Consider the following 22,487-nt stretch of genomic DNA (forward strand, 5'->3'; position numbering starts at 1 on the left):
TTGTCTGTCGCCAGCGACGCCGAAAAAAGAGAGGCTCAGCTAACCGATCCTGATCATTAGCAGGGCGACGAGATCCGAGGTATTTTCACTGTCCCGCTAAGACCTGCTCACTACAGTTCATTTTTAATACAGAATTCTTCCCAGCTCATTCCCAGTGATTCCGCATGCGATCTGAGATAACTTTCTATGGCCTCAGCAGCGACAGCTTTATCCGGTTCAGCCAGTTGGATCGAGAAAATCATACCATCAAGGTTCTTCTGGCGTAAAAAAGCCGCGTAGATGCGTTCAGCATGCCATTCACGGAGTTCACGCAGTGACATATTGGCGGCGCGGGCATCGCTTTCTGTGAGTTCGTTTAACGCTGCCTGGAAATCAGCGTGGGCGGTAAAAAACAGTGCGCGTGCCTCGGCGTAATACACTTCTGGAGTTTTCATTGCAGGTTTCCTGATAGGTAGTGCAGGGCGACAGTGTAGCCTGTTGCGTCTGGCTTGTCAGGCTAAGCGGGGCAGGATGAAAAACGGTCAGTTCGCGGTGCTGATGTTGATAAATGTTGCCCGTGCGCGATGAAAGCGTCATAAAATGCAGTTTTAGGCGGAGGGCGACATTCAGATAGCTTGCGCACCTTACCGTAAAAATTATAACGTAGCCGCCATCGACCGGATTTTAGGGATTAAAAGATGAAAAACTGGATGCTGATTGCTGCTGTGGCGTTAAGTGGCTGCGCACAAATCGATAGTTATGAGAGTGCGGTGCAAACGCCTGCTCCGGCAAATTTGCAGGGTAACTGGCAGACAGTAGGGCCACAAAGCGATCTGATTAGCGATAAGGCGATTGCCAGTCTCATCGTCAATGCCGATGGTAGCACGCTGGATTGCCGCCAGTGGCAGCGTGTCATTGCAAAACCAGGCAAGCTGACCCAACTCAATGGCGATTTTGTCAATGTGACGCGTCAGATGCGGGTAATGCCGCTAGACGTCGATAACGGTGAGCTGGAATACGACGGTCTTACCCTGCGCAAGGTCGATAAGCCGACCGTTGAATGCCAGGAAGCAGAGCAGGAAGTGGCAAAACAGCCTAATGCCGACGTTATTCAAAATATCGAGCCTGAGAGCATGCGTCCAGGTCGGGCGAAATAAAAGATAAAAGCGGTCCTTTTGGACTAATGCCGATCAGTTAAGGATCGGTTGATCGATCTGGTGGCTGTGTAAGAATCCGGAAATGCTCACCCGTTTCCGGATTTTTTATGCACGTTGGACAGGCTCTTGATCTGCTATCCCGTTACGATTCTCTGCGTAACCCGCTGACTTCTCAGGGGAGTTATCTGGACCCGGAACTGATTTCCCGTTGTCTTGAAGAATCTGGCACCGTCACCCTGCGCAAGCGCCGCCTGCCGCTGGAGATGAAGGTCTGGTGCAATGTCGGCATGGCGCTTGAACGTAAAGAATCCCTTCATCAGGTCGTGAACCGTCTGGACATCATGCTGCCGGGCAATCGTCCCTTCGTCGCTCCCAGCGCGGTTAACCAGGACTGGCAGCGTCTGGGAAGCGAAGCCCTCCGCCTCGTCTTCACGCAGACAGCGACGCTCTGGCATGGCGCTACGTCCCATCCGAACTGGTGCGACCTGACCCTGCTGGCCATCGATGGTGTATTCTGGCGTACACTGGACACACCAGAGAACGATGCGGCCTTCCCCCGGTGGAGAAATGGCAGACCTGTACAGCCACCGTTGGGAAACTGAACTGGGATACCAGGAGATAAAACAGACGATGCAACTGAGCAGGCTGACGCTGAGCAGTAAAAAGCCGGAGCTTGTGGAGCAGGAACTGTGGGGCGTATTACTGGCCTGTAACCTGGTGAGATATAAGATGATTAAAATGGCGGGACATCTGAAAGGATGCTGGCCGAATCAAGTGAACTTCTCAGAATGTGGAATGGTAGTGCGGGTCCTGTTGACCCTTCAGGGCGCTTCACCGGGTCGTATCCCGGAGCTGATGCGTGATCTTGAAAGTATGAGGCATCGGGTAAAGTTATCAGCCAGGAGGGAAAGAGCCTTACCGAGAGTGGTAAAGGAGAGATCCTGGAACTATCACACGTCCCCGAAAAAGTACCAGTCAGTTGCTTAACTGACTGGCATTAATCCCCTTGGGCCGCTTTTAATGTGCGGTAGCCACGATGTGATTAGCGTTTTTGCAATAAATAGCTGTTTTCAAATCCAGGTAAGCTACCAATAACATCAAAATCTTTAAAATAGCCGCCAGCACGCAGCAGATCAACTGCAGGACCCACCTCGGGTGAATACTGATGATCGCGGTAGTCATCGAACACGATAAATCCGCCTTTAACAACGGTAGGAGAATAGAGCAAGAAATCGAGTAAGACATGGCGGCCTTCATGACCGCCATCAATATGAAGCAATACCGTTTTTGGATTTAATGCACGTACCCGCTCAATGCTGAGCTCAGAATAACCACGAACCAATGCGACTTCCGGGAAAAGACGTTGATGATAAAAACGGAGTTCATTTTCCTGATTTGGCAGTTCCATCGGATCGACACTGATAATTCGACGCTTATGCTGACAAATCTCATTCATAAACGATGTGGACTTGCCTTTCCACACGCCGATTTCAATAATGTCACCTTCAACATTATTATGTTGCAACAACCAGCAAAGGTAACCGAGACATTTCACCTGGTTATGAAAAGAAAGCTCTCTGCGTGGCATTGCTAAGTCGGCAGGCAGTTGTGCTTGTGCCTGAGCAAGCGATTCGCCGACTTTATCCCATGTATGGTCGATCAGGTTTTTAATTTCGGGCTCTTCGAAAAATACCTTTAAGTCTGCAAGCTCAAGCATGTTATTACCTTTCTGGAAATTATCACAATGAATAGCCATGCTGACTGGCTATTATCCTGCTCTCAATTTGCCACAGATGAGTTATATCTAGCCGATAAACATGCCATGTTTTGCTATCTAAATTTGGGCTTTATCACTGACCAGTGGAGTTCGACGGTCCAGAAGACCGCCGATATGTTTTTATTCGCTAACCACCCAGACGCTCACGCTGCCACCATTACAGCTAAACAGCGCACTGCCATCATCATCGGTGGTAATGGTCTCGGACTTGTGCCCAAGATAGTCTCGCCATACTTTTCCGGCATAGCCTTCACCCATCGCAATGTGTTTTTCTCCCGCCTCACCGTTTGACATGATCACCACGCAACCAGGCTTTTCCGCGGTGCCGCTTCGGCTAAAGGCGACACAGTTTGGATGATCGAAATAATCGGTTTGTGCGCCCCAGCCAAATAGCTGGCGGGCTCGGATCAGACCTTCGAGTTCGGGAATAACGGGCATATCGACCTGGTGAACGTCGCCATCACCGCCCTCATCCTGATAGCTGGCACCGAAAAGATCGGGATAGAAGACGGTCGGTACACCTTGCTCGCGTAACAGAATAAGCGCGTAAGCGAGCGGTTTAAACCAGGCTTCAACAGGGGCTTCCAGCGACTGTAATGGTTGCGTATCGTGGTTAGCGACGATAGTTACGGCATGCCAGGGATCGGCCAGAACCAGTGAGTTATCAAAGATTTTGCTCAAGTCATAGGCGCTGCCCGCTTTGGAGGCCTGATGGAAGTTCATATGCAGGGGTGCGTCAAAGAGCATCGTTTTGCCGTCAACCTGGTGAATATACTCCTGCAGTTTGTCGGTTTCAAAAGACCAGTATTCCGCCACGATAAATAAAGGTTCGTTGGCGACTTCCTGAACGTGGTCGATCCACGCTTTATAAAACCACGCCGGAATATGTTTTACGGCATCCAGTCTGAATCCGGTGCAGGGCACCTGTTCCATCACCCAGCGTGCCCAGTATTTAAGCTCTTCGCTTACGGCATTATTACGGAAGTCAATATTGGCACCCATCAGGTAATCGAAATTACCGAGCTCGCTGTCTACCTGGTCGTTCCAGCCCTCTGCGGTGTAATCGTTGATGATCTTAAAAACGCCGTTTTCATCGGGGTTTTCAATATGATCGACACCGCTGAAACATTTATAGTCCCAGATGAATTTAGAATACTGTCCTGCCCGGGCAGGGAAGTTAAATCGTGTCCAGGCTTCGCACTCTATAACATCAGGGTATATTTCATCGCGATTATCGGGATTAACCCGATTGACCCGAATCTGCTCTTTTTCGTCAGCGCCCATTTTATGGTTCACCACCACATCCAGCAGTACGCCGATATCGTGACTGCGTAACGCATTTACCGCATCCAGCAATTGTTGTTTATCACCGTATTTGGTTGCTTTACTGCCTTTTTGTTCGAACTCGCCTAAATCGAACAAATCATAGCTGTCATAACCCACCGAATAGCCACCGGATTCACCTTTATAACAGGGGGGGAGCCATACCATGTTGATGCCTATATCATTGAGCAGTGGGGCTTTTTCCGCAACTTCCGGCCACAGTTTGCTGCCATCGGGATAATACCAGTGGAAAAACTGCAATAGGGTTGGGTTGTGCATGACGCGTTTCCAGTCAGAGGAGAGGGAACTGGAAGTATGGGATAAGAGGAGAGAAATTACGCGGGGGAATTAAAAATATAGTTACCACCCGCTAAAGCCGGGCTTTACTGCTCTTTAGGATAAAGAATATTGCCGGCCATATTACCGTAAGAGGTCATGATGTTCTGTTGCTGCGTTGACGTCGTGACCAGCGAGCGCAGCTCTTGCATGCGCTCACCTAATAAAGTTTTCAGCGTAGTTTCGTTATTGAGAATTTGCTCAAGTACGGGGCGAATCTGTGCCCGTTGTAACGCCGAAAGCACACCGGCATCGTTATCACGAGCCACACGCTCAACGCTGCTAACATAAGTGGATTCACAACTCAGTAATGCCTCCCATTGCCCTTGTCTGGCATTTTCCAGCATAGCATTACTGAGCGTGAGTAATTCCTGATACTCTTTTAGCAGCGAGAGAGGGTGACTCATTAAAACGTATCCTGCTGTGGCTGATAGTTAGGACCAATCTGTTTCCAGGCATCGGCGATGTTATTCAGCAAGCCTTCGACTTCCGCAATGGCTTCAACGTCGTTATTGAGGTTGGCCTGTAACAAACGGCGAGTCATATATTCATACAGGTTATCAAGGTTGGCAGAAATTTCACCGCCTACGTCATGATTCAGGCCTGCACGTAAGCCATTAGTGATGATATTAATGGCTTTAGATAAGGCGTTTCCTTTACCCGGGATATCGCCTTGCTCAATCAAGATAGCTGCTTTTTTCATGGCACTCAGCGCGCCATCAAACAGCATCACAACCAGCTGGTGCGGGCTGGCGCTTAACACTGCGCTCTCCACGCCGACCTGGGCATAGGCCTGGGTACCGGACTTAGCGTACATGCTTACCACTCCTGTTATAATTTAGCGAACTGCTGTGTCAGATAGTTGCCGGTCTGCGTCATAGAGCTGACGAGCGTTGACAGGCTGGTGAACTGCGTTTTGTAACGCGCCATCGTTGCAGCGATTTGGCTGTTCACATTGTCATATTGATCAGACAGCTTTTTCAGTGACGTATTAATGCCGTTGGTGGCATTTTGTACCTGTCCGTCGCTGGCCAGAATTTGTGTCAGCTTGTTATTGGTTTGGGTTGCAAAACCGGTGGTTTTACCGTCACCCGTCAAAAAGTTCAGAACATCTGTCGGCTGATTGGTCAGGGCGTTGTTCAGCTTGGTACTGTCTACGGTCAGCTTGCCGTTGACATCCTGGGTGATGCCCAGCTGTGACAGGGTGGTCAGATTGCCGCCAGACTGTGGGCTGGATAACTGACTGCGCAGGCTGGTCTGAATATTACGCAGCGTGTTATCCCCTAACAAATCCCCATTGCCCGTACTCTGCGACTCACCCGCTTTAACGGCAGTATATTTCGTTTGGTTACCGATCGTGGTCTGCAGCGAATTGTACGCATCAACATAGGCCTGAATCGCCGCGGTCATGGGCTGATTATCCGTGGCCACCGTTAAGGTTTCTGGCGTATTTGCTGCGGTGGTTTTCGTCAGGTTGAGCGTAACGCCTTCGGGGGCATCAGTAATGGTATTGCTGCTGCGTGTGATGGACACGCCGTTAATCTTTAACTGTGCATCTTTTGCGGCAACCTGTTCGGTCATCGCGTTACTGCTGCCGCCCTGACTGTAATTAATATACTGCGACAGACTGCCATCATTTGAGCTTACCGTCATGGCATTCGCCGTGCCACTGTCACGCGCAGTCAGGGACAGATAATAGGTATTATCATCGGCTTTAATGATGCTCGCGTTGACGCTGCCTTGCTGCTTATTAATCGCATCGCGAATATCAGCCAGGCTGGTTTGATCTTTCGTTAGTGTCACGGTTAGCGGTGATTTTTGACCGGACTGCGAGATGGTAATGGTGCGTGAAGCCAGGCTCTGATCGCCCAGATCGGTATCTTTACTGGTGGCAGCTTTAGACAGCAGGGACTGAGCAGAGGCCAACTGGCTCACTTCTACAGAATAGTTACCTGCGGAGGCTTTACTCGCCAGCGTAGCAGTAAACGCGGTGTTTGTGCTGGTCACTTTAGTGGCGGCAATAGTCGATGCATTTTGCAATGCCGCAGCAGCAGTCTGGAATTTTGACAGGCCTGTTTTGACCACGCCCCAGGCGGTAAGCTGGGCATTGTAAGAGGACTGTTGCTTAGTAATTGGCGTCAGCTTAGTCTGTTCAGCTGTTTCCAGACTATTGTACAGAGTATTGAGATCGAGGTTAGTACCAGCACCGAGTGAACTTATACTTGCCATGGGTTAATCCTTTACGGGTTATACGCTAAGTAGATTGGGTATCGGCAGCGAGTGGCAAAAGATTAGCCTGTTTTTGATAAATTTAATGCGCCAATAAAGAACGCTTCTTTAATTGTCTTCGCGGGTTTGCCTGGCAGAAAATTCCTGAAATTTTTCCCTAAAGGTTGCGCAGAGGCTGACGATAATCAGGTTGTCGGTGAGCAAACCGAATTCAGACGCCTTAATCTGGCTCAATTTTTAAAGGAAAAACATCATGGCAGTGATTAACACTAACACCCTGTCTCTGGTTACTCAGAACAACCTGAGCAAATCTCAGTCTTCACTGGGTACTGCGATTGAGCGCCTGTCTTCCGGCCTGCGCATCAACAGCGCGAAAGACGATGCAGCCGGTGAAGCGATCGCTAACCGCTTTACGTCTAACATCAACGGCCTGACCGTTGCTGCCCGTAACGCCAACGACGGTATCTCTCTGTCGCAGACCGCTGAAGGCGCGCTGACCGAAGTCAACAACAACCTGCAGCGCGTACGTGACCTGACCGTTCAGGCGCAGAACAGCTCTAACTCAGCGTCTGACATCGACTCGATTCAGGCTGAAGTTAACCAGCGTATGCAGGAAATCGACCGCGTCACCAAGCAGACCGACTTCAACGGCATCAAAGTGCTGAACACCGGTTCAGGTAACAGTACTTATAACTTCCAGGTTGGCGCGAAAGACGGCGAAACCATCGGCATCACTATCAGCTCAAGCGACAGCTTTGACCTGGCAGCAGCAGGTAACTCCTCTACTGGTACGACTCAGAACACCCGTGCTATGGGTACTGGCGACACCGTTAACGGTAACGCGCGTACCACTTCAGCGATCGGCTTCGACGTGCTGAAAGGCGCCGTAACCGGTGGTGCTACTGGCTCAGCATCAGGAACCACGCCGCTGGCTGATATCGATAAAGCGATCAAAGCGGTTGATAACCAGCGCAGCCTGCTGGGTGCGTCTCAGAACCGTTTTGAGTCCACCATCAGCAACCTGAACAACACCGTAACCAACCTGACCGCGGCCCGCAGCCGTATCCAGGATGCGGATTACGCAACAGAAGTGTCGAACATGTCCCGCGCGCAGATCCTGCAGCAGGCCGGCTCTTCTGTACTGGCTCAGGCCAACCAGGTACCACAGACCATGCTGTCTCTGCTGCGTTAATCGTCGCATAACCTGTATTAATAAAAACGCCTTCAGCAATGAGGGCGTTTTTCATTTATAGCCTGCCAGAATCATTTTCAAACGCGTATTCATTCTCTTGGCATTCAACCTAACCCCTTGCTTTTGAGGTATCAAAAATTCAAGGCAAATGCGGAAGGGGGCAATGGCCCTACGACCTTTACTGATGTTTTCTGACAGAACGCTCGATCCCCGTGTTCCAGCAGACGAAAAAAAACAGACATCTCGCGTAAAGTTCTGCTCACTACGGACGATAACAATATTGAAGGCGATAAAGCCGCAGGCCAAATACCTGACCCTGACTTTCTTATTAAAGGATATTCATCATGGCAGTCATTAATACCAATACCCTGTCTCTTGTTACTCAGAACAACCTGAGCAAGTCTCAGTCTTCACTGGGCACTGCCATCGAGCGCCTGTCTTCCGGCCTGCGCATCAACAGTGCCAAAGATGACGCAGCGGGTCAGGCTATCGCCAACCGCTTCAGCTCTAACATCAACGGCCTGACCGTGGCTGCCCGCAACGCCAACGACGGTATCTCTCTGTCACAGACCGCTGAAGGCGCGCTGACCGAAGTCAACAACAACCTGCAGCGCGTACGTGACCTGACCGTTCAGGCGCAGAACAGCTCTAACTCAGCGTCTGACATTGATTCGATTCAGGCTGAAGTTAACCAGCGTATGCAGGAAATCGACCGCGTCACCAAGCAGACCGATTTCAACGGCATCAAAGTCCTGAACACCGGTTCCGGCAGCACCACTTACAACTTCCAGGTTGGCGCCAAAGACGGCGAAACAATCGGTATTGCCATCAGCGCAAGCGATGGTTTTGATCTGGCCTCAGCCGGTCAGTCTGGCACCACCCAGAACACCCGTGCTATGGGTACTGGCGACACCGTTAACGGCAACGCGCGTACCACCTCAGCCATCGGTTTCGACGTGCTGAAAGGCGCCGTCACCGGCGGTTCAGGCGGAACAGCATCAGGAAGCACGCCGCTGGCTGATATCGATAAAGCGATCAAAGCGGTTGATAACCAGCGCAGCCTGCTGGGTGCGTCTCAGAACCGTTTTGAGTCCACCATCAGCAACCTGAACAACACCGTAACCAACCTGACCGCGGCCCGCAGCCGTATCCAGGATGCGGATTACGCAACGGAAGTGTCGAACATGTCCCGCGCGCAGATCCTGCAGCAGGCCGGCTCTTCTGTACTGGCCCAGGCCAACCAGGTGCCACAGACCATGCTGTCTCTGCTGCGTTAATTGCCGCAAAACTTCTATTAATAAAAACGCCCTCAATAATGAGGGCGTTTTTTTATTTTATGCAAGCCTATACCAGGCTAATCACAATTTTACGATGGCCGAATATTAGCTCAAGTAAAGCATTACTTTTTTAGGCTTCAACCATTCTGATTATGCTAAGTGGCTTTTAGATAGGGTCTTGCGTGTAGGAAGCTGCAAAAAGATAGCTCCGTCTTCTGACGCCTGAAACCTCACGCAGCTACCTTGTATTCCTCTCTGTAGATTTATTACCGCGGCGAAGATTTTTCAGCGCATAATCTGCAACTGTCATCCTGTGCGTTACTGTCGTTGATTCTTTTTATAATGTCGTAAAGATAGCTTGTTTTAATTAACTGCCAGAACCGCGTTTATTCACCTGGTGTGATTATAACATGCATAAAAAAGGTGATGCATAGATGGAATAGGGGGGAGTGTTTCAATTGCGCGATAAAGTATTATTTCGTCCGTTTCATTATTAATACTATTAGATTCTCAGGGTTTTACGGTAATTCAATGGCTTAGCATCTTTCTCTTCTACAGAAATGCGGTAGTGGTAGAGGTTTCCATGCTGATCAGATACGGTGATTTTTCTTTATATTTTCAATAATTATCTTAAAAACATAAGGTTATGATTTTTCAGTGAGGTGGGGCTGACTGTCAGTAAGGATAATTCTAAAACTCGGTCGATTGATTTTTCGCAAACCTGTTTTTTGCTTTATTGAGATAAAAAATCACCAGTAAGGCTTAAAGTTTTGCGCTGAGCGGGCGATAACATTATTGAAGGCAATTAAGCCGCAGGCCAAGAACCAAACCTAAATCTCTTTATGAAGGATACTTATCATGGCAGTTATTAATACCAATACCCTGTCACTGGTTACCCAGAATAACCTGACAAAATCTCAGTCTTCACTGGGTACTGCGATTGAGCGCCTGTCTTCTGGCCTGCGTATCAACAGCGCCAAAGATGACGCAGCGGGTCAGGCTATCGCTAACCGCTTCAGTTCTAACATCAACGGCCTGACCGTTGCTGCCCGTAACGCCAACGACGGTATCTCTCTGTCGCAGACCGCTGAAGGCGCGCTGACCGAAGTCAACAACAACCTGCAGCGCGTACGTGACCTGACCGTACAGGCGCAGAACAGCTCAAACTCAGCCTCTGACATCGACTCGATTCAGGCTGAAGTTAACCAGCGTATGGAAGAGATCAACCGCGTTACTCAGCAGACCGATTTTAACGGCATCAAAGTGCTGAACACCGGTTCTGGCAGCACCACTTATAACTTCCAGGTTGGTGCGAAAGACGGCGAAACTATCGGGATCACTATCAGCGCAAGTAACGGCTTCAACCTGTTCAACACCAGCGGCGCAACCGCACAAACTTCAGGCCAGACTATCAACGGTAACGCACGTTCAACCGTCGCAGAGGGCTTTGACGTTCTGAAGGGTACTGTGACTTCTGGTGGCACGACGGATGGCAATCCATTAGCGGATGTCGATGCGGCGATTAAGGCTGTTGATAACCAACGTAGCCTGCTGGGTGCCTCTCAGAACCGTTTTGAGTCCACCATCAGCAACCTGAACAACACCGTAACCAACCTGACTGCTGCCCGCAGCCGTATTCAGGATGCGGACTACGCGACCGAAGTATCGAACATGTCCCGCGCGCAGATCCTGCAGCAGGCCGGTTCTTCGGTACTGGCCCAGGCCAACCAGGTGCCACAGACCATGCTGTCTCTGCTGCGTTAATTCTCTACATGATGCAAGCGAACCCTGCCTTTTGGCAGGGTTTTTTTTGGGCTTTTCATCGCTATTGATAAGCAAGAATGGTGCGCTTTTATAGTGTTTTTGCGCCGATTGACTCCTCTTGACCTGAGTAGAATAAATCTATCTGGTTATTTTAATGACGTGCGGTCAGCAGGAGAGGGTATGAAAAACAATATAATGGTGACCAGTCCATTGCTTCCGCCTCTGGAAGAATTTATGCCTTATCTTGAAGAGATCTGGCAGAGCAAGCAATTGACGAATGGCGGCCCTTTTCACCAGCAGCTTGAACAGGCATTGGCAGATTATTTGGATGTCAAGCATCTTTGCCTGTTTGCAAATGGTACTCTCGCCTTGGTTACTGCCTTACAGGCGTTGCGTATTTCTGGCGAAGTTATCACTACTCCCTTTTCCTTTGTTGCCACCTCACACTCTTTACTCTGGAATGACATAAAGCCTGTATTCGTCGATATCGAACCGATAACGTGCAATCTCGATCCGGCTAAAATCGAGGCGGCGATCACGCCTCAAACGACAGCTATATTGCCAGTTCACTGCTATGGTATCCCCTGCAACATGGACGCTATTCAGGAAATAGCCGACAGGTATGGTCTTAAAGTTATTTACGACGCAGCTCATGCCTTTTCGGTGAAGCAGAATGGCGAAAGCATACTGAATCATGGCGATCTTTCAGTATTAAGTTTTCATGCGACTAAAGTCTTTAATACCTTTGAAGGTGGGGCAATCATTTGTCCCAATGAAAAAATTAAGCGTCGCATCGATTATTTGAAAAATTTTGGTTTTGCAGATGAAACAACAGTTGTTGCTCCGGGCATTAACGGAAAAATGAATGAGATCCAGGCTGCATTTGGCGTATTGCAACTAAAACATATTGATTATGCACTGGACTGTCGCCGGAAAATTTTCGAGAGATATGTTGCGGCCTTAAGTCACCTCAAGGGCATTTCTTTTAGCTTCATCCCTGCTAACGTGGACTGGAATTATGCTTATTGTGCGATTTTTATCGATGAAAACCAGTTCCCACTTTCTCGCGATGCTATGTATGCGCTTTTTAAAGAAAAAAATATTTATGTCCGCCGCTATTTTTATCCATTGATTTCCGAATTCCCAATGTATAAAGGCTATTCGTCTTCATCTCCTGATAATCTTCCTGAAGCATCCTTACTGTCTAAGCAAGTTCTATGCTTGCCGATCTATCCGACTTTAAGTGAAGAGAGTCAGAATGAGATTATTCACGTCATTCTGGCAGCCGGTCATGTCAGAGCAGCGTAAATAAAATTTTGCGATGTTACCACATCGTCATTGAGGCTTAGTATGTCAAAAAGTAATCTGGTGTCTATCCTGATCCCTGCATATAAAAGTGATTTTATTGAGGATGCACTAAAAAGTGCTATGCAGCAGGATTACCCTGAAATTGAAATCATCATCTGTGATGACAGTAGCAGCGATGAACTTGCTCGTGTCGTCGAGCGAGTCAGTCAGGGGAGCCTACATCAAGTTCGCTATTATAAAAATGAAACACGGCTTCTTGAACTGGGTAACATAGAGCGGTGTTTATCATTTGCCCAGGGCGAATATGTTAAATTTTTATATGACGATGATATACTGCGTTCTGATTGTGTAAGCCGCTTAGTCAAAGCACTTAATGCTTCTCCCGATATCGTTCTTGCCTCCTCGCGGCGACAGCGTATTGACGAATCGGGTTATGTCATGGCTGATATCATGGCCACAGCCTATCCGTTCCGTGGCGATGTTATTTTAGAAGGGCGGGATGTTATTTCATTCCTTTGTGATTACATCATCAATTTCATTGGTGAACCTTCCTGTGTACTTTGTCGCCGCGAGGCCTTAATAGAATTAAATCACAATCCTGTTTACCTGAACGGTCAGGTTCTGCCTTATCTTTATGATCTGTGCATTTATGTAAACTTGTTAGTCAAAGGTAATCTGGCGTTTATCAGTGAGCCGCTTTCACAATTCAGGGTGTCTGAAAGCCAGGTCAGCCATCAGGCGTCGTCACAGGCAGATATTGTTTCTAATACTTATCAGCAGTTTCCGTTAATGATTGAGCAGTTAGGATTGTATAAGGGCGATCCTAATGAGAATCAGTCAGTGCGCGTTACGGCCCTCACTCATCCTCAGAATTATATCAATTGTAATCTTCTGGCTGCGATGAGCAGTGCATTACACCTGTCTGACGGCAATCGCGCGAATAAGAGCTTAAAAGAGTGGCTGGCATTACGCACGGTCACCGAGCTGGATTCAGCAAGAATTAATGATTACATCGGCAGTCAGATGTTTAGTACGCAGATTGCGGTTTATATCTTATCGAATGGGGCGGATCCGTTCTTAGTTGAACAGTCAGTAGATGATATTAATGAAAAACGCATTTCAGGCCTGACGCTAGTCCCTGTTATTGTTAACAATAGCAAACCCTTATCGTGCAATGCTGAAGCCGTATCTGGAAGAAATGATGCTGAGGCAATAAATTTACATCTACAGCAATGTCAGGAACAATGGGTTCTGGTGATTAACGCGGGAAGTGTGCTGACTGAGAGTGGCCTGCTGCAGCTTACGCTGGCATTGCCTTCTGCAACTGGCTGTAGCGCTGTTTATGCTGATGAAATGTATCAGCAAGAAGGTGATATTACAGGAACCTCTTTCCGCCCGGATTTTAATCTGGACTTACTGTTAAGTCATCCCGCTGAAATGGCACGCCATTGGCTCTTTAACCGTGAGTGTATTATTAACTTAGGCCTTTTTGATACGCGCTATGTGAATGCATGGGAGTTTGCAGGCATAGTCAAACTTATTGAACAATATGGTACTAACAGTATTGGCCACCTCCCTGAACCTCTTGTGATTTCTCATACTTTTTCACTTAACACCGATCCAGAGCATCTGGATATTCTGAGCGCCCATTTGCGTCAGAGGGGATATCCAAATGGCTGGGTCAAAAATACCTGGCCAGGCTTGTATAATCTTCGATATGAGCATACAGAAAAGCCACTGGTGTCAATTATTATTCCGACTAAAGACCAGTTACCCATTCTGATAACCTGTGTCACGTCACTGCTTGAAAAAACGGCTTATAAAAATTATGAGCTTCTCATCGTCGATAATAATAGTGAAACGGCTGAAGCGAAACAGTGGTTGTCGGGATTAGAAACGATTGACCCCGAACGCATAAAGGTCCTGCGATTCCCTTACCCATTTAACTATTCTGCTATGAATAATCTGGCTTCGCGCGAAGCGCGGGGGGAATACATGGTGCTGTTAAATAACGATACAGCCATTATTGAGGGCGCATGGCTTGATGAGCTTCTCAATCATGCCCAGCGTCCTGAAGTAGGTATCGTTGGCGCTAAACTTCTTTTCCCTAACAATACGATACAACATGCGGGCGTTTTACTAGGCCTGAGAGGGCCCGCGGAACATCCCTTTATTGGTGAGCCCGCAGATGCAAAGGGCTATATGCGCCGCTTGATGGTCGATCAAAACTACACTGCGGTGACTGCAGCCTGTCTCATGATTCGTAAGTCCGTTTACGAGTCGGTTGGCGGACTGGATGAAGACAATTTTAAAGTTTCCTATAACGATGTCGACCTGTGTCTCAAAGTCCGTGAACAAGGCTATCTGACTGTATGGACCCCGCACGCCATCGTGATGCACGAAGGAAGCGTCAGCCAGAAAAAAGTGGATAAGTCCACACAAGAAAAAAAGATCAAACGATTTACAGATGAGCAGGATAGTTTTTATAAAAAGTGGCTGCCGCTTATTGCAAACGATCCCTCTTATAACGCCAACTTGTCACTCAACGGCAGCGGTTTTGAGCTGGAACAGGCTTTGGATATGACCTGGAAGCCATTGTCATGGAAACCGGTGCCGACCATTATTGCAATGATGGCGGATTTCACTGGTTGCGGCCAATACCGAATTATTCAGCCTTTGAAAGCAATGAAGGCCGAAGGGCTGGTACAAGGGCGTCTTTCGGATTATATGCATCATACTGCGGAACTTGCCCGCTATGCTCCTGACAGTATCGTCTTACAAAGACAAATTACTCAGGAATCTCTGGAATGGCAGCGTCGACTGGGTGTTTTAAAAAACACTTTTAAAATCTTTGAACTGGACGATTATTTACCTAATCTGCCAATGAAAAGTATCCATCGTGCTAGTATGCCGAAAGATATTTTAAAATCTCTCCGCAAAGCATTGAGCCTTGCAGATCGTTTTGTTGTGTCAACACCGGCTCTGGCTAATGCATTCGACGGAAATCATCACGATATCCGTGTTGCTGAAAATCGCTTACCTGTTGAAACGTGGGCACATCTTACCAGCTTACGTGGCCAGGGGAAAAAAACGCGCGTCGGTTGGGCTGGCGGGTCGAGCCATACGGGCGACCTGGAAATGATTGCGGATGTTGTTCGCGCCTTTGCTGATCGGGTTGAATGGGTCTTTTTTGGCATGTGCCCACCAAAACTCCGTCCATATATTCATGAATACTACAGCGGAGTGGAGATAAAGAAATACCCTGAAAAACTGGCTTCGCTGAATCTTGATTTAGCACTGGCACCGGTTGAGGATAATTTATTTAACCGCTGTAAAAGTAATTTAAGATTACTCGAATACGGCGCATGCGGTTATCCCGTCATTTGCAGTGACGTAGAGTGTTACCACTATGATTTACCCGTCACACGCGTAAAAAATCGCTTCAAAGACTGGGTTGAGGCAATCGAGATGCATCTTGACGATCCGGAAGCCTCCCGTCGTTCGGGTGAGGCATTACGACAGGCAATCCATAAAGACTGGATGCTTACAGGAGAGCCTCTCCGGCACTGGATGAAGATGTGGCTGCCTGATTAATGCGTGTGCACATGCTAGAAAATTAAAAAGAGGGCTTACCGCAGGTAAGCCCTCTTGATTGTTTACACATAATCCAAATCGATGGGACTCAGTCCTGAGTTAGCATCATCTTTAACCGTCGATGTATGATAAACCAAATTTTCCCGTACTCTCAAAAACGCGTTTTTGATATTTAGTATCGATAAAGGATCAAGACAATGACTCAAGTCTCTCAAGTGGCAACGGATGTACGGCTAACCGGCCAGGCTCAACGTTTACTTGTTGTATCCGACAATCAGGAACTTTCCCTTTATCTAAAAGAAGAACTTGAAAAACAATCTTTTGAGCAGCCTTTCAGCGCTGACTTTTGCTACACGTCATTTAATACGAATCCGCGGCAGATGATGGCCATGGGGGCGACGAAAATTAATATCAAAGATGAATTCACAGTTGAAAGGATCATCAATGAGTATGATTTAGTTTTTAGTTTGCACTGTAAGCAAATTTTTCCTGCCAGACTTACTGATAACGTATGCTGCATTAACTTTCACCCCGGCCTTAATCCTTATAATCGCGGATGGTATCCTCAGGCTTTTTCAATCATAAATGGTTTGCCTGCAGGGGCGACAATTCATGTGATGGATGCCGAAGTTGACCATGGTGATATTATCGAGCAACAGGAAGTTGAAGTAAAAATGTCAGATACATCATTGACAGTTTACAGGAAAGTCATTGCAATCGAAAAGCACCTTATAAGCAGGAATATTTTTTCTATAATCACAAAATCGTATACGACAAAAAAACCACAGGCAGAGGGTAATTATAACGGGGTTAAGGACTTCAGTGCGTTGTGTGAATTAGATTTGAATTCTATAGGTACGCTTGATGAACATTTGAAAATATTGCGTGCAACCACACATGGTGATTTTAAAAATGCTTTTTTTTGTGATGAAAAAGGGAAGAAGTATTTTGTTAGAATAGTCATCGATGAAGCGTTTTGATAATTATTTTTTTATTAAAAGAGTTTAAAGTATAATGTGCGTTCCCAGTGACTGCTTCGTGTTTTAAATACTCTAAGGGGACGCGTTATGCATTCCATACATTAATAATCTCATTTTTATGAAATAATCAATTTTTATCCTTGGCTTTTCTGGCTTTTATTGCGGGTTTTTAATTATTATCAATAGTATCAGTCTCTTCCAGCAGCATAGAACAATTTTTTAATTATAATATTACAGCATTTCCCCACTCAAGTAACAACGTTTATAAATCAGTTTTAATAGATTAAGTCAGGCTTTTCTAAGTTTACGGAGGCTAAAAAAAGGAAGGTTGAAATTTTGCTCGCAACAGAATTAGATGATGACATTTCTGATGTGATATTTATTTATCAGTCAGTTTTTAACATTTAACTGACTGATAATCCTTAAGTATGAATACTGCAGTAATGTTCCTCTGTTAAGAGGCTATTTTATAATTTTTAGAAATTGTAAGGAGATAACTTTGCCAGTCTGAAGGGGGGATATTAAATTCTTTGATTTTATCACAGCATAATTGTGAGTTTGTTGGTCGAACCGCCGCAGACGCATAGTCTCTACCAGAAATACCAAATACTGAAATCTCTTTTTTAACTGCAATAAAAACAGCTTGTGCAAATTCACACCAGCTAACAGGTTCATCACCACAGTAATGATAGATACCCCGCGCATCTTGCTGTAAGGCAAGACGAATCATAGCCCAAGCCAGATCGCCTGCGTAGGTAGGGCAAGCATACTGATCATTGACCACCTTAATCTCATGATGCGTTTCTGCTAAACGGAGCATCGTGTTAACAAAGTTATTTCCATATTCGCTGAAAACCCAAGAGGTACGAAGGATGACGGCTTCGGATGAAATATCCAATACGCGCTTTTCACCCTCCCACTTACTCAGGCCATAAAAATTAACCGGACAGGGCTGATCGCTTTCAGTGTAAGCAGTTTTTTTACTGCCATCAAAAACGTAATCAGTTGAAACCTGAATCAGGCGTGCATTGACCAGTTTTGCTGCTTGTGCCAGATTTTCGGGACCAATCGCATTCACCTTCAGCGCGCGGGTACGATCGGTTTCTGCTTTATCGACGGCCGTGTAGGCCGCAGCATTCATAATGACATCAGGTTTAAATTTCTTGACGACGCGCATAACCGCACAGCGGTCAGTAATATCCAGTTCTGCTGAGCCACACGCCAACGTGATCCAGTCGGCAGGAAAACGATCAAGTAAGCAGCGGCCTAACTGACCATAAGCACCTGTAAGTAAAACACGCATTAGAGCGACTCCTGCAGTGATGTTCCCGGCTGATCGTTAGCCCACAGTATCAACAGCTGTACTGGCGATAGAAAAGTCACTTTGCGGTTCTTCCTCATTTGGCAGGGGTTATCCTTTGGGTAATGGTTTCAGCGTAGTTTCCTGAAGGGCCAGGTCTTAGCCTGTTCACTAGATTTTCTGGAAATTGTCGCCCGTTCAGTCATCAAACTGAAGAGGATGGGAGTGCATAACGCCCCATCATTTATTTCCTGATAAACCGATCTGCATCTGCAGAGTGATGGTGAAAGAATACGAGTGTGCAAGTGAAATTAATGGCAAGAATAACCGATAAAAAAGCAGGTAAAGTAAAGGATAAGAACGCCGCGCGGCCCTGAACAGGGAGGGAGATAAAACAAACAGGCGTGTTTTGTGTTGCACTAATGCAAATGTTGCAGGGCAAAACGAACGGATTTTGGTCTGGGCCATAAACAATAAAAAAGTGAACTCAGCGTTACAGTTCATCTCCGCTATGCCGATAATTCCCTTCAGAATGGCTCTACTTTTGATATTACTTTTCATGTTCTGGGGTGGTTATGCGCTTTAACTATGACCTGCTACCGGGCGAACGTCTCTCATTTGAAGAGATCGCCCAACGTTATGCACAACAATACCCTGATGAGAAAGAACTGACCGCGCGTGCGTTGCTGAGTCCTTCCACCAGCTATCGGACGTTAAAAATTCGCGCTGTCTTTGCTCAGGAAGAGAGTAACAGTCCGCTGGAAGACCTGTTGTTCATCGCCAACGATAACGAACGAAAAAATTATCTGCGCCGTTTTGAGCACTATCTGAAACAGCAGCAGCCTTTTCACTATTTTCGTCGGGGACACGAGGATAAAGAGAACAACCGGTGGAAAGTGATTGGGCAGAGTTACGTCTATGCGATGGTCGATCCGCACTCCGCTCAGGCGCAAAACCTTATCAACAGCCGGGGCTATAAGCTGGTTCTGATGCGCGAGGACGAAGAGGATGCCTGGTGGCAGCTGTTCAACGTTCAGTCTAATCCTTGCTTTCCACAGTCACGCCGCATCCAGTTTATTGTGGTACTGAGTACGCCTGAGCACAGAACGCCCGCTGCAGTTATGCCTGGTACGGAAGTCGGGCGGCGGGTGAAAGCCAAAGTGTTGCAGAAGGCCAGCCAGTCAGAGTTTATGGCGGCGGTTAAGGCGCGCTATGGGGCCTGTATCATTACCGGAACCAGCCTTCTCGATCAGCATCAATGGCCCTGGGTCGAAGCCTGCCATATCGATACACGCGAAAACGAAGAGGGATTTCTGGCAGACAATAGCGTGGATAATGGGCTGTTCCTGCGCAGCGACTTACAGCGGCTTTTCATCAACAGAATGATTAGTATTGATGGTGATTCCGGGCAGGTCCGTTTTCACACGGATGATAAAATACGTGAAAGCATTAGCCCGTTTTATCAGGAGATGGAAGGGCGGGTTTGCGCGCTATGGGAAAACGTCCCCGTAGCCACGCGGCAGCGTTTGCTGACGTTACGTTAGCCTTCCTGTTCAGAGCGGAGACTTCCGCTCTGAAACATCACAAATTTGAAATAACCTCGGTTTATCCCGCCTATTCTGCCAATCAAAAGCCCTACAGAATTGCATAATCATGCCGATAACTTCATTAACGCAGGGTAGTCAACGTGAACGATCTCTATACCGCCGAAGGCGTGATGGACAAACATTCGCTCTGGCAGCGTTACGTACCACTGGTACGTCATGAAGCACTGCGCTTGCAGGTCCGCCTGCCAGCCAGTGTTGAACTTGACGATCTGCTTCAAGCCGGGGGCATTGGTCTGTTGAATGCGGTGGAGCGCTATGACGCACTCCAGGGGACCGCCTTTACCACGTATGCAGTACAGCGCATCCGTGGAGCCATGCTTGATGAGCTTCGCAGCAGGGACTGGGCACCACGTAGCGTCAGACGAAATGCTCGCGAGGTTGCGGGAGCCATGCATCAGGTTGAACAGATGCTGGGCCGCGCTGCCTCTGAGCAGGAAGTCGCGCAACAGCTGAATGTTTCGATAGAAGAGTACCGGCAGATTCTGTTGGATACCAACAACAGCCAACTCTTTTCGTACGACGAGTATCGGGAAGAACACGGTGACAGTGCGGAACTGGTGACGGAAGGGCACGAAGAGGCCAATCCACTTCATCAGTTGATGGAAGGGAGTCTGCGTGAACGCGTCATTGAAGCGATCGAGGCCTTGCCCGAACGCGAAAAGATGGTGCTGACACTGTACTACCAGGAAGAACTGAATCTGAAAGAGATTGGCGCGGTTCTTGACGTGGGGGAATCCCGAGTCAGCCAACTGCACAGTCAGGCGATAAAACGCTTGCGTGCCCGACTTACGGGAGCGCGCTAGAAGGCTCAGTTCCTGGCGATCTATAAATAATAAGAAATCGGGGACTCAACAGTGGGAGCCAAAACCAAAGCCAGACCTTTAAGTCGTTATCTTAAAGACTACAAACACAGCCAAACCAATTGTTCACACTGTGGCAAAGTTTTAGATCGTATGGCGCTGGTCTTCCGAGGTCAGATCATCAATAAAGAGGCCATCGCACGCATGGACCAAATGATTGATGAGCCGCTTTGGCTAAAACTTCAGCCTGAATTAACGGCGCTTTGCCGTTTTTGCAGCGATATTTTTTGTAATACACATCCTAACTACTTTGACATTATGGCGTTTAAACAATATCTGTTCGAACAGACGGAAATGAGCCCGAGCACGATCCGTGAATACGTGGTTCGCCTACGTCGTCTTGACGATATGCTGAAAGCCAGAAACTTTCCGGCTGAAAAACTGACAGGCAATAGCTGGCATCAATGCCTGGAAGAAGACTTACCTGATGCTGGCAATAATAATTATCGTATTGCGCTGCGAAAGTACGATCAGTTTTTAGGCTGGCAGCAACGTTAAGGGACCCAGTGAAATGTCAGAGCGCGTTGCCACTGACATGGTGTCTCCCACCCCATTTTCCCACTTCGCGGGGGAAAATGGGGATGTTGCGCTGCAGCAGGCTGAGCTCTCTCTTCCCACACATTTGAATTCTGGATGATCCTTTCCGCATCTTCTGTAACACTGTAAAGATCACTGCCTTATGCCCAACGGGAGGCCGCATTGTCTTTACATCTTATTCATCAGTTTCCTCGTATCGAACTTCTGGGCGCGCCCACGCCGCTGGAATATCTGCCCCGTTTATCCGACTATCTCGGTCGTGATATCTTCATCAAGCGTGATGACGTGACACCGCTTGCACTGGGCGGTAACAAGCTGCGCAAGCTGGAGTTTTTAGCCGCGGATGCCCTTCGTGAAGGTGCTGACGTGCTGCTGACCGCCGGCGCCATTCAGTCTAACCATGTGCGTCAAACGGCGGCCGTTGCGGCTAAACTCGGCCTGAAATGTGTGGCCTTGCTGGAGAACCCGATAGCAACGCACAGTGAAAACTACCTGACCAATGGCAACCGCCTGATGCTGGATCTCATGGATGTCGAGGTAGTGATGGTCGATGCGCTGACCCAACCCGCCGTGCAACTGGCGGAACAGGCGGAGCGGCTTGAAGCGCAGGGCTTCCGGCCTTACATTCTGCCGGTGGGCGGTTCGAATGCGCTGGGGGCGCTGGGCTATGTGGAATGTGCCCAGGAGATTGCGCATCAGAGCGAAGGGGTAGTGGATTTTGCGGCAGTCCTGGTCGCATCAGGCAGTGCCGGAACGCATGCCGGTCTGGCGGTTGGGCTTGAACAGCTGCTGCCGGAAACTGAGTTGGTTGGCGTAACCGTATCGCGTAACGTCGCTGAGCAGCGGCCTAAGGTTGATGCGCTATGCCAGGCCCTGGCAACGCAGTTGGCCATAGAAGTGAAGGCCCCGGTCACGCTATGGGATGACTATTTTGCGCCGCGCTACGGCGAGCCGAATGAAGAAGGTATCGAGGCGATCAAACTGCTGGCGCGTCTTGAAGGGATTTTTCTCGATCCTGTTTATACCGGTAAAGCCATGGCGGGCCTGATCGATGGTGTTAACCAGAATCGTTTTCGTCGGGAAGGGCCGCTGTTGTTTGTGCATACAGGCGGCGCGCCAGCGTTATTTGCTTATCACCCTTCGGTCTGAGACGCCGCGCAAAAAAGGGTTATAATTCAGCCGTTATTTTAATGCCTTAGGTAAAATAACGCCCATAATGACAGAGCGGCAGGCCGTGATGCGCCGCTCAACAGCACACTGACAAATA

The 22,487-nt window shown here is 48.0% G+C and carries 18 protein-coding genes and 1 pseudogene; 12 read left to right on the forward strand and 7 right to left on the reverse strand.

Annotated features, from left to right (window positions below; genetic code table 11):
• Positions 1-110: 110 nt before the first annotated feature.
• Entirely contained in the window at positions 111-434 is a 324-nt protein-coding gene (locus GKC68_RS09170; protein WP_047715016.1) for a DUF6388 family protein, read from the reverse strand.
• A 243-nt stretch (positions 435-677) separates the two neighbouring features.
• On the opposite strand from GKC68_RS09170, the gene yedD reads away from it, so the two are divergent.
• Together yedD and GKC68_RS09180 are read left to right on the forward strand one after the other, a co-directional pair.
• Positions 678-1,136, forward strand: a complete 459-nt coding sequence (yedD, locus tag GKC68_RS09175) for a lipoprotein YedD (protein WP_342656770.1) — start codon at positions 678-680, stop codon at positions 1,134-1,136.
• 107 nt (positions 1,137-1,243) lie between these two features.
• Positions 1,244-2,123 (forward strand): annotated as a pseudogene (locus GKC68_RS09180) (transposase domain-containing protein).
• A gap of 55 nt (positions 2,124-2,178) precedes the next feature.
• Here the strand turns inward: GKC68_RS09180 and GKC68_RS09185 are convergent.
• The 5 genes from GKC68_RS09185 to fliD all read right to left on the reverse strand — a co-directional run bounded on the left by GKC68_RS09185 (position 2,179) and on the right by fliD (position 6,801).
• A complete protein-coding gene (locus GKC68_RS09185; RefSeq protein ID WP_264227898.1) occupies positions 2,179-2,853 on the reverse strand; it encodes a class I SAM-dependent methyltransferase in 675 nt (224 codons plus the stop codon).
• 180 nt (positions 2,854-3,033) lie between these two features.
• Positions 3,034-4,515, reverse strand: coding sequence for an alpha-amylase (gene amyA, locus GKC68_RS09190; protein WP_342656771.1), 1,482 nt, complete (start codon positions 4,513-4,515; stop codon positions 3,034-3,036).
• Between the two features lie 104 nt (positions 4,516-4,619).
• Positions 4,620-4,979 carry a flagellar protein FliT gene (gene fliT, locus GKC68_RS09195; RefSeq protein WP_342656772.1) on the reverse strand — a complete coding sequence of 120 codons (360 nt, stop codon included), beginning with the start codon at positions 4,977-4,979 and terminating at the stop codon, positions 4,620-4,622.
• Positions 4,979-5,389: a flagellar export chaperone FliS gene (fliS, locus tag GKC68_RS09200; protein WP_047715012.1), complete on the reverse strand. Its 411-nt coding sequence runs from the start codon at positions 5,387-5,389 to the stop codon at positions 4,979-4,981. Before fliS ends, fliT begins: the two co-directional genes overlap by 1 nt.
• Positions 5,390-5,403: 14 nt before the next feature.
• On the reverse strand, positions 5,404-6,801 hold the full coding sequence (fliD, locus tag GKC68_RS09205) for a flagellar filament capping protein FliD (protein ID WP_110957355.1): 1,398 nt from the start codon (positions 6,799-6,801) through the stop codon (positions 5,404-5,406).
• A 253-nt stretch (positions 6,802-7,054) separates the two neighbouring features.
• On the opposite strand from fliD, the gene GKC68_RS09210 reads away from it, so the two are divergent.
• From GKC68_RS09210 to GKC68_RS09235, 6 genes are all read left to right on the forward strand, one after another.
• Positions 7,055-7,993, forward strand: a complete 939-nt coding sequence (locus GKC68_RS09210; protein ID WP_342656773.1) for a flagellin — start codon at positions 7,055-7,057, stop codon at positions 7,991-7,993.
• 344 nt (positions 7,994-8,337) lie between these two features.
• The gene (locus GKC68_RS09215; protein WP_047715009.1) at positions 8,338-9,270 is read left to right on the forward strand and encodes a flagellin; all 933 of its coding nucleotides are present in this window, start codon (positions 8,338-8,340) and stop codon (positions 9,268-9,270) included.
• 858 nt (positions 9,271-10,128) lie between these two features.
• Positions 10,129-11,034: a flagellin gene (locus GKC68_RS09220; RefSeq protein ID WP_047713998.1), complete on the forward strand. Its 906-nt coding sequence runs from the start codon at positions 10,129-10,131 to the stop codon at positions 11,032-11,034.
• Positions 11,035-11,214: 180 nt separating this feature from the next.
• Positions 11,215-12,342: a DegT/DnrJ/EryC1/StrS family aminotransferase gene (locus tag GKC68_RS09225; RefSeq protein ID WP_058707052.1), complete on the forward strand. Its 1,128-nt coding sequence runs from the start codon at positions 11,215-11,217 to the stop codon at positions 12,340-12,342.
• A 42-nt stretch (positions 12,343-12,384) separates the two neighbouring features.
• Positions 12,385-15,936 (forward strand): glycosyltransferase, encoded by a 3,552-nt coding sequence (locus tag GKC68_RS09230; protein WP_342656774.1) that lies wholly within the window; start codon positions 12,385-12,387, stop codon positions 15,934-15,936.
• Between the two features lie 197 nt (positions 15,937-16,133).
• Positions 16,134-16,916, forward strand: a complete 783-nt coding sequence (locus GKC68_RS09235; RefSeq protein WP_342656775.1) for a dTDP-4-amino-4,6-dideoxyglucose formyltransferase — start codon at positions 16,134-16,136, stop codon at positions 16,914-16,916.
• Between the two features lie 454 nt (positions 16,917-17,370).
• Here GKC68_RS09235 and rfbD read toward each other — a convergent pair whose 3' ends face one another.
• A complete protein-coding gene (gene rfbD / locus GKC68_RS09240) occupies positions 17,371-18,219 on the reverse strand; it encodes a dTDP-4-dehydrorhamnose reductase (RefSeq protein WP_058706194.1) in 849 nt (282 codons plus the stop codon).
• 572 nt (positions 18,220-18,791) lie between these two features.
• Between rfbD and GKC68_RS09245 the strand changes: the two genes are divergently transcribed.
• The 4 genes from GKC68_RS09245 to GKC68_RS09260 all read left to right on the forward strand — a co-directional run bounded on the left by GKC68_RS09245 (position 18,792) and on the right by GKC68_RS09260 (position 22,369).
• On the forward strand, positions 18,792-19,760 hold the full coding sequence (locus GKC68_RS09245; RefSeq protein WP_110957360.1) for an HNH endonuclease signature motif containing protein: 969 nt from the start codon (positions 18,792-18,794) through the stop codon (positions 19,758-19,760).
• A 143-nt stretch (positions 19,761-19,903) separates the two neighbouring features.
• Positions 19,904-20,626: an RNA polymerase sigma factor FliA gene (locus tag GKC68_RS09250; RefSeq protein ID WP_006118887.1), complete on the forward strand. Its 723-nt coding sequence runs from the start codon at positions 19,904-19,906 to the stop codon at positions 20,624-20,626.
• 51 nt (positions 20,627-20,677) lie between these two features.
• Complete coding sequence (gene fliZ / locus GKC68_RS09255; protein WP_013026139.1) at positions 20,678-21,181, forward strand: flagella biosynthesis regulatory protein FliZ; 504 nt, start codon at positions 20,678-20,680, stop codon at positions 21,179-21,181.
• Positions 21,182-21,382: 201 nt separating this feature from the next.
• Complete coding sequence (locus GKC68_RS09260; protein ID WP_264227894.1) at positions 21,383-22,369, forward strand: D-cysteine desulfhydrase; 987 nt, start codon at positions 21,383-21,385, stop codon at positions 22,367-22,369.
• Positions 22,370-22,487 lie beyond the last annotated feature (118 nt).

Source organism: Pantoea sp. RSPAM1, assembly GCF_038816185.1.
In the GTDB taxonomy this organism is placed as follows: Bacteria; Pseudomonadota; Gammaproteobacteria; order Enterobacterales; family Enterobacteriaceae; genus Pantoea; species Pantoea ananatis.

What these genes read in the sequence shown, in the direction of transcription:
- fliS (WP_047715012.1), bottom strand. Translation starts at nt 5,389, where the DNA reads ATGTACGCTAAGTCCGGTACCCAGGCCTATGCCCAGGTCGGCGTGGAG.
- GKC68_RS09220 (WP_047713998.1), top strand. Translation starts at nt 10,129, where the DNA reads ATGGCAGTTATTAATACCAATACCCTGTCACTGGTTACCCAGAATAAC.
- yedD (WP_342656770.1), top strand. Translation starts at nt 678, where the DNA reads ATGAAAAACTGGATGCTGATTGCTGCTGTGGCGTTAAGTGGCTGCGCA.
- GKC68_RS09235 (WP_342656775.1), top strand. Translation starts at nt 16,134, where the DNA reads ATGACTCAAGTCTCTCAAGTGGCAACGGATGTACGGCTAACCGGCCAG.
- fliT (WP_342656772.1), bottom strand. Translation starts at nt 4,979, where the DNA reads ATGAGTCACCCTCTCTCGCTGCTAAAAGAGTATCAGGAATTACTCACG.
- GKC68_RS09230 (WP_342656774.1), top strand. Translation starts at nt 12,385, where the DNA reads ATGTCAAAAAGTAATCTGGTGTCTATCCTGATCCCTGCATATAAAAGT.
- GKC68_RS09185 (WP_264227898.1), bottom strand. Translation starts at nt 2,853, where the DNA reads ATGCTTGAGCTTGCAGACTTAAAGGTATTTTTCGAAGAGCCCGAAATT.
- GKC68_RS09210 (WP_342656773.1), top strand. Translation starts at nt 7,055, where the DNA reads ATGGCAGTGATTAACACTAACACCCTGTCTCTGGTTACTCAGAACAAC.
- GKC68_RS09225 (WP_058707052.1), top strand. Translation starts at nt 11,215, where the DNA reads ATGAAAAACAATATAATGGTGACCAGTCCATTGCTTCCGCCTCTGGAA.
- GKC68_RS09245 (WP_110957360.1), top strand. Translation starts at nt 18,792, where the DNA reads ATGCGCTTTAACTATGACCTGCTACCGGGCGAACGTCTCTCATTTGAA.
- amyA (WP_342656771.1), bottom strand. Translation starts at nt 4,515, where the DNA reads ATGCACAACCCAACCCTATTGCAGTTTTTCCACTGGTATTATCCCGAT.
- fliD (WP_110957355.1), bottom strand. Translation starts at nt 6,801, where the DNA reads ATGGCAAGTATAAGTTCACTCGGTGCTGGTACTAACCTCGATCTCAAT.
- GKC68_RS09170 (WP_047715016.1), bottom strand. Translation starts at nt 434, where the DNA reads ATGAAAACTCCAGAAGTGTATTACGCCGAGGCACGCGCACTGTTTTTT.
- GKC68_RS09215 (WP_047715009.1), top strand. Translation starts at nt 8,338, where the DNA reads ATGGCAGTCATTAATACCAATACCCTGTCTCTTGTTACTCAGAACAAC.
- rfbD (WP_058706194.1), bottom strand. Translation starts at nt 18,219, where the DNA reads ATGCGTGTTTTACTTACAGGTGCTTATGGTCAGTTAGGCCGCTGCTTA.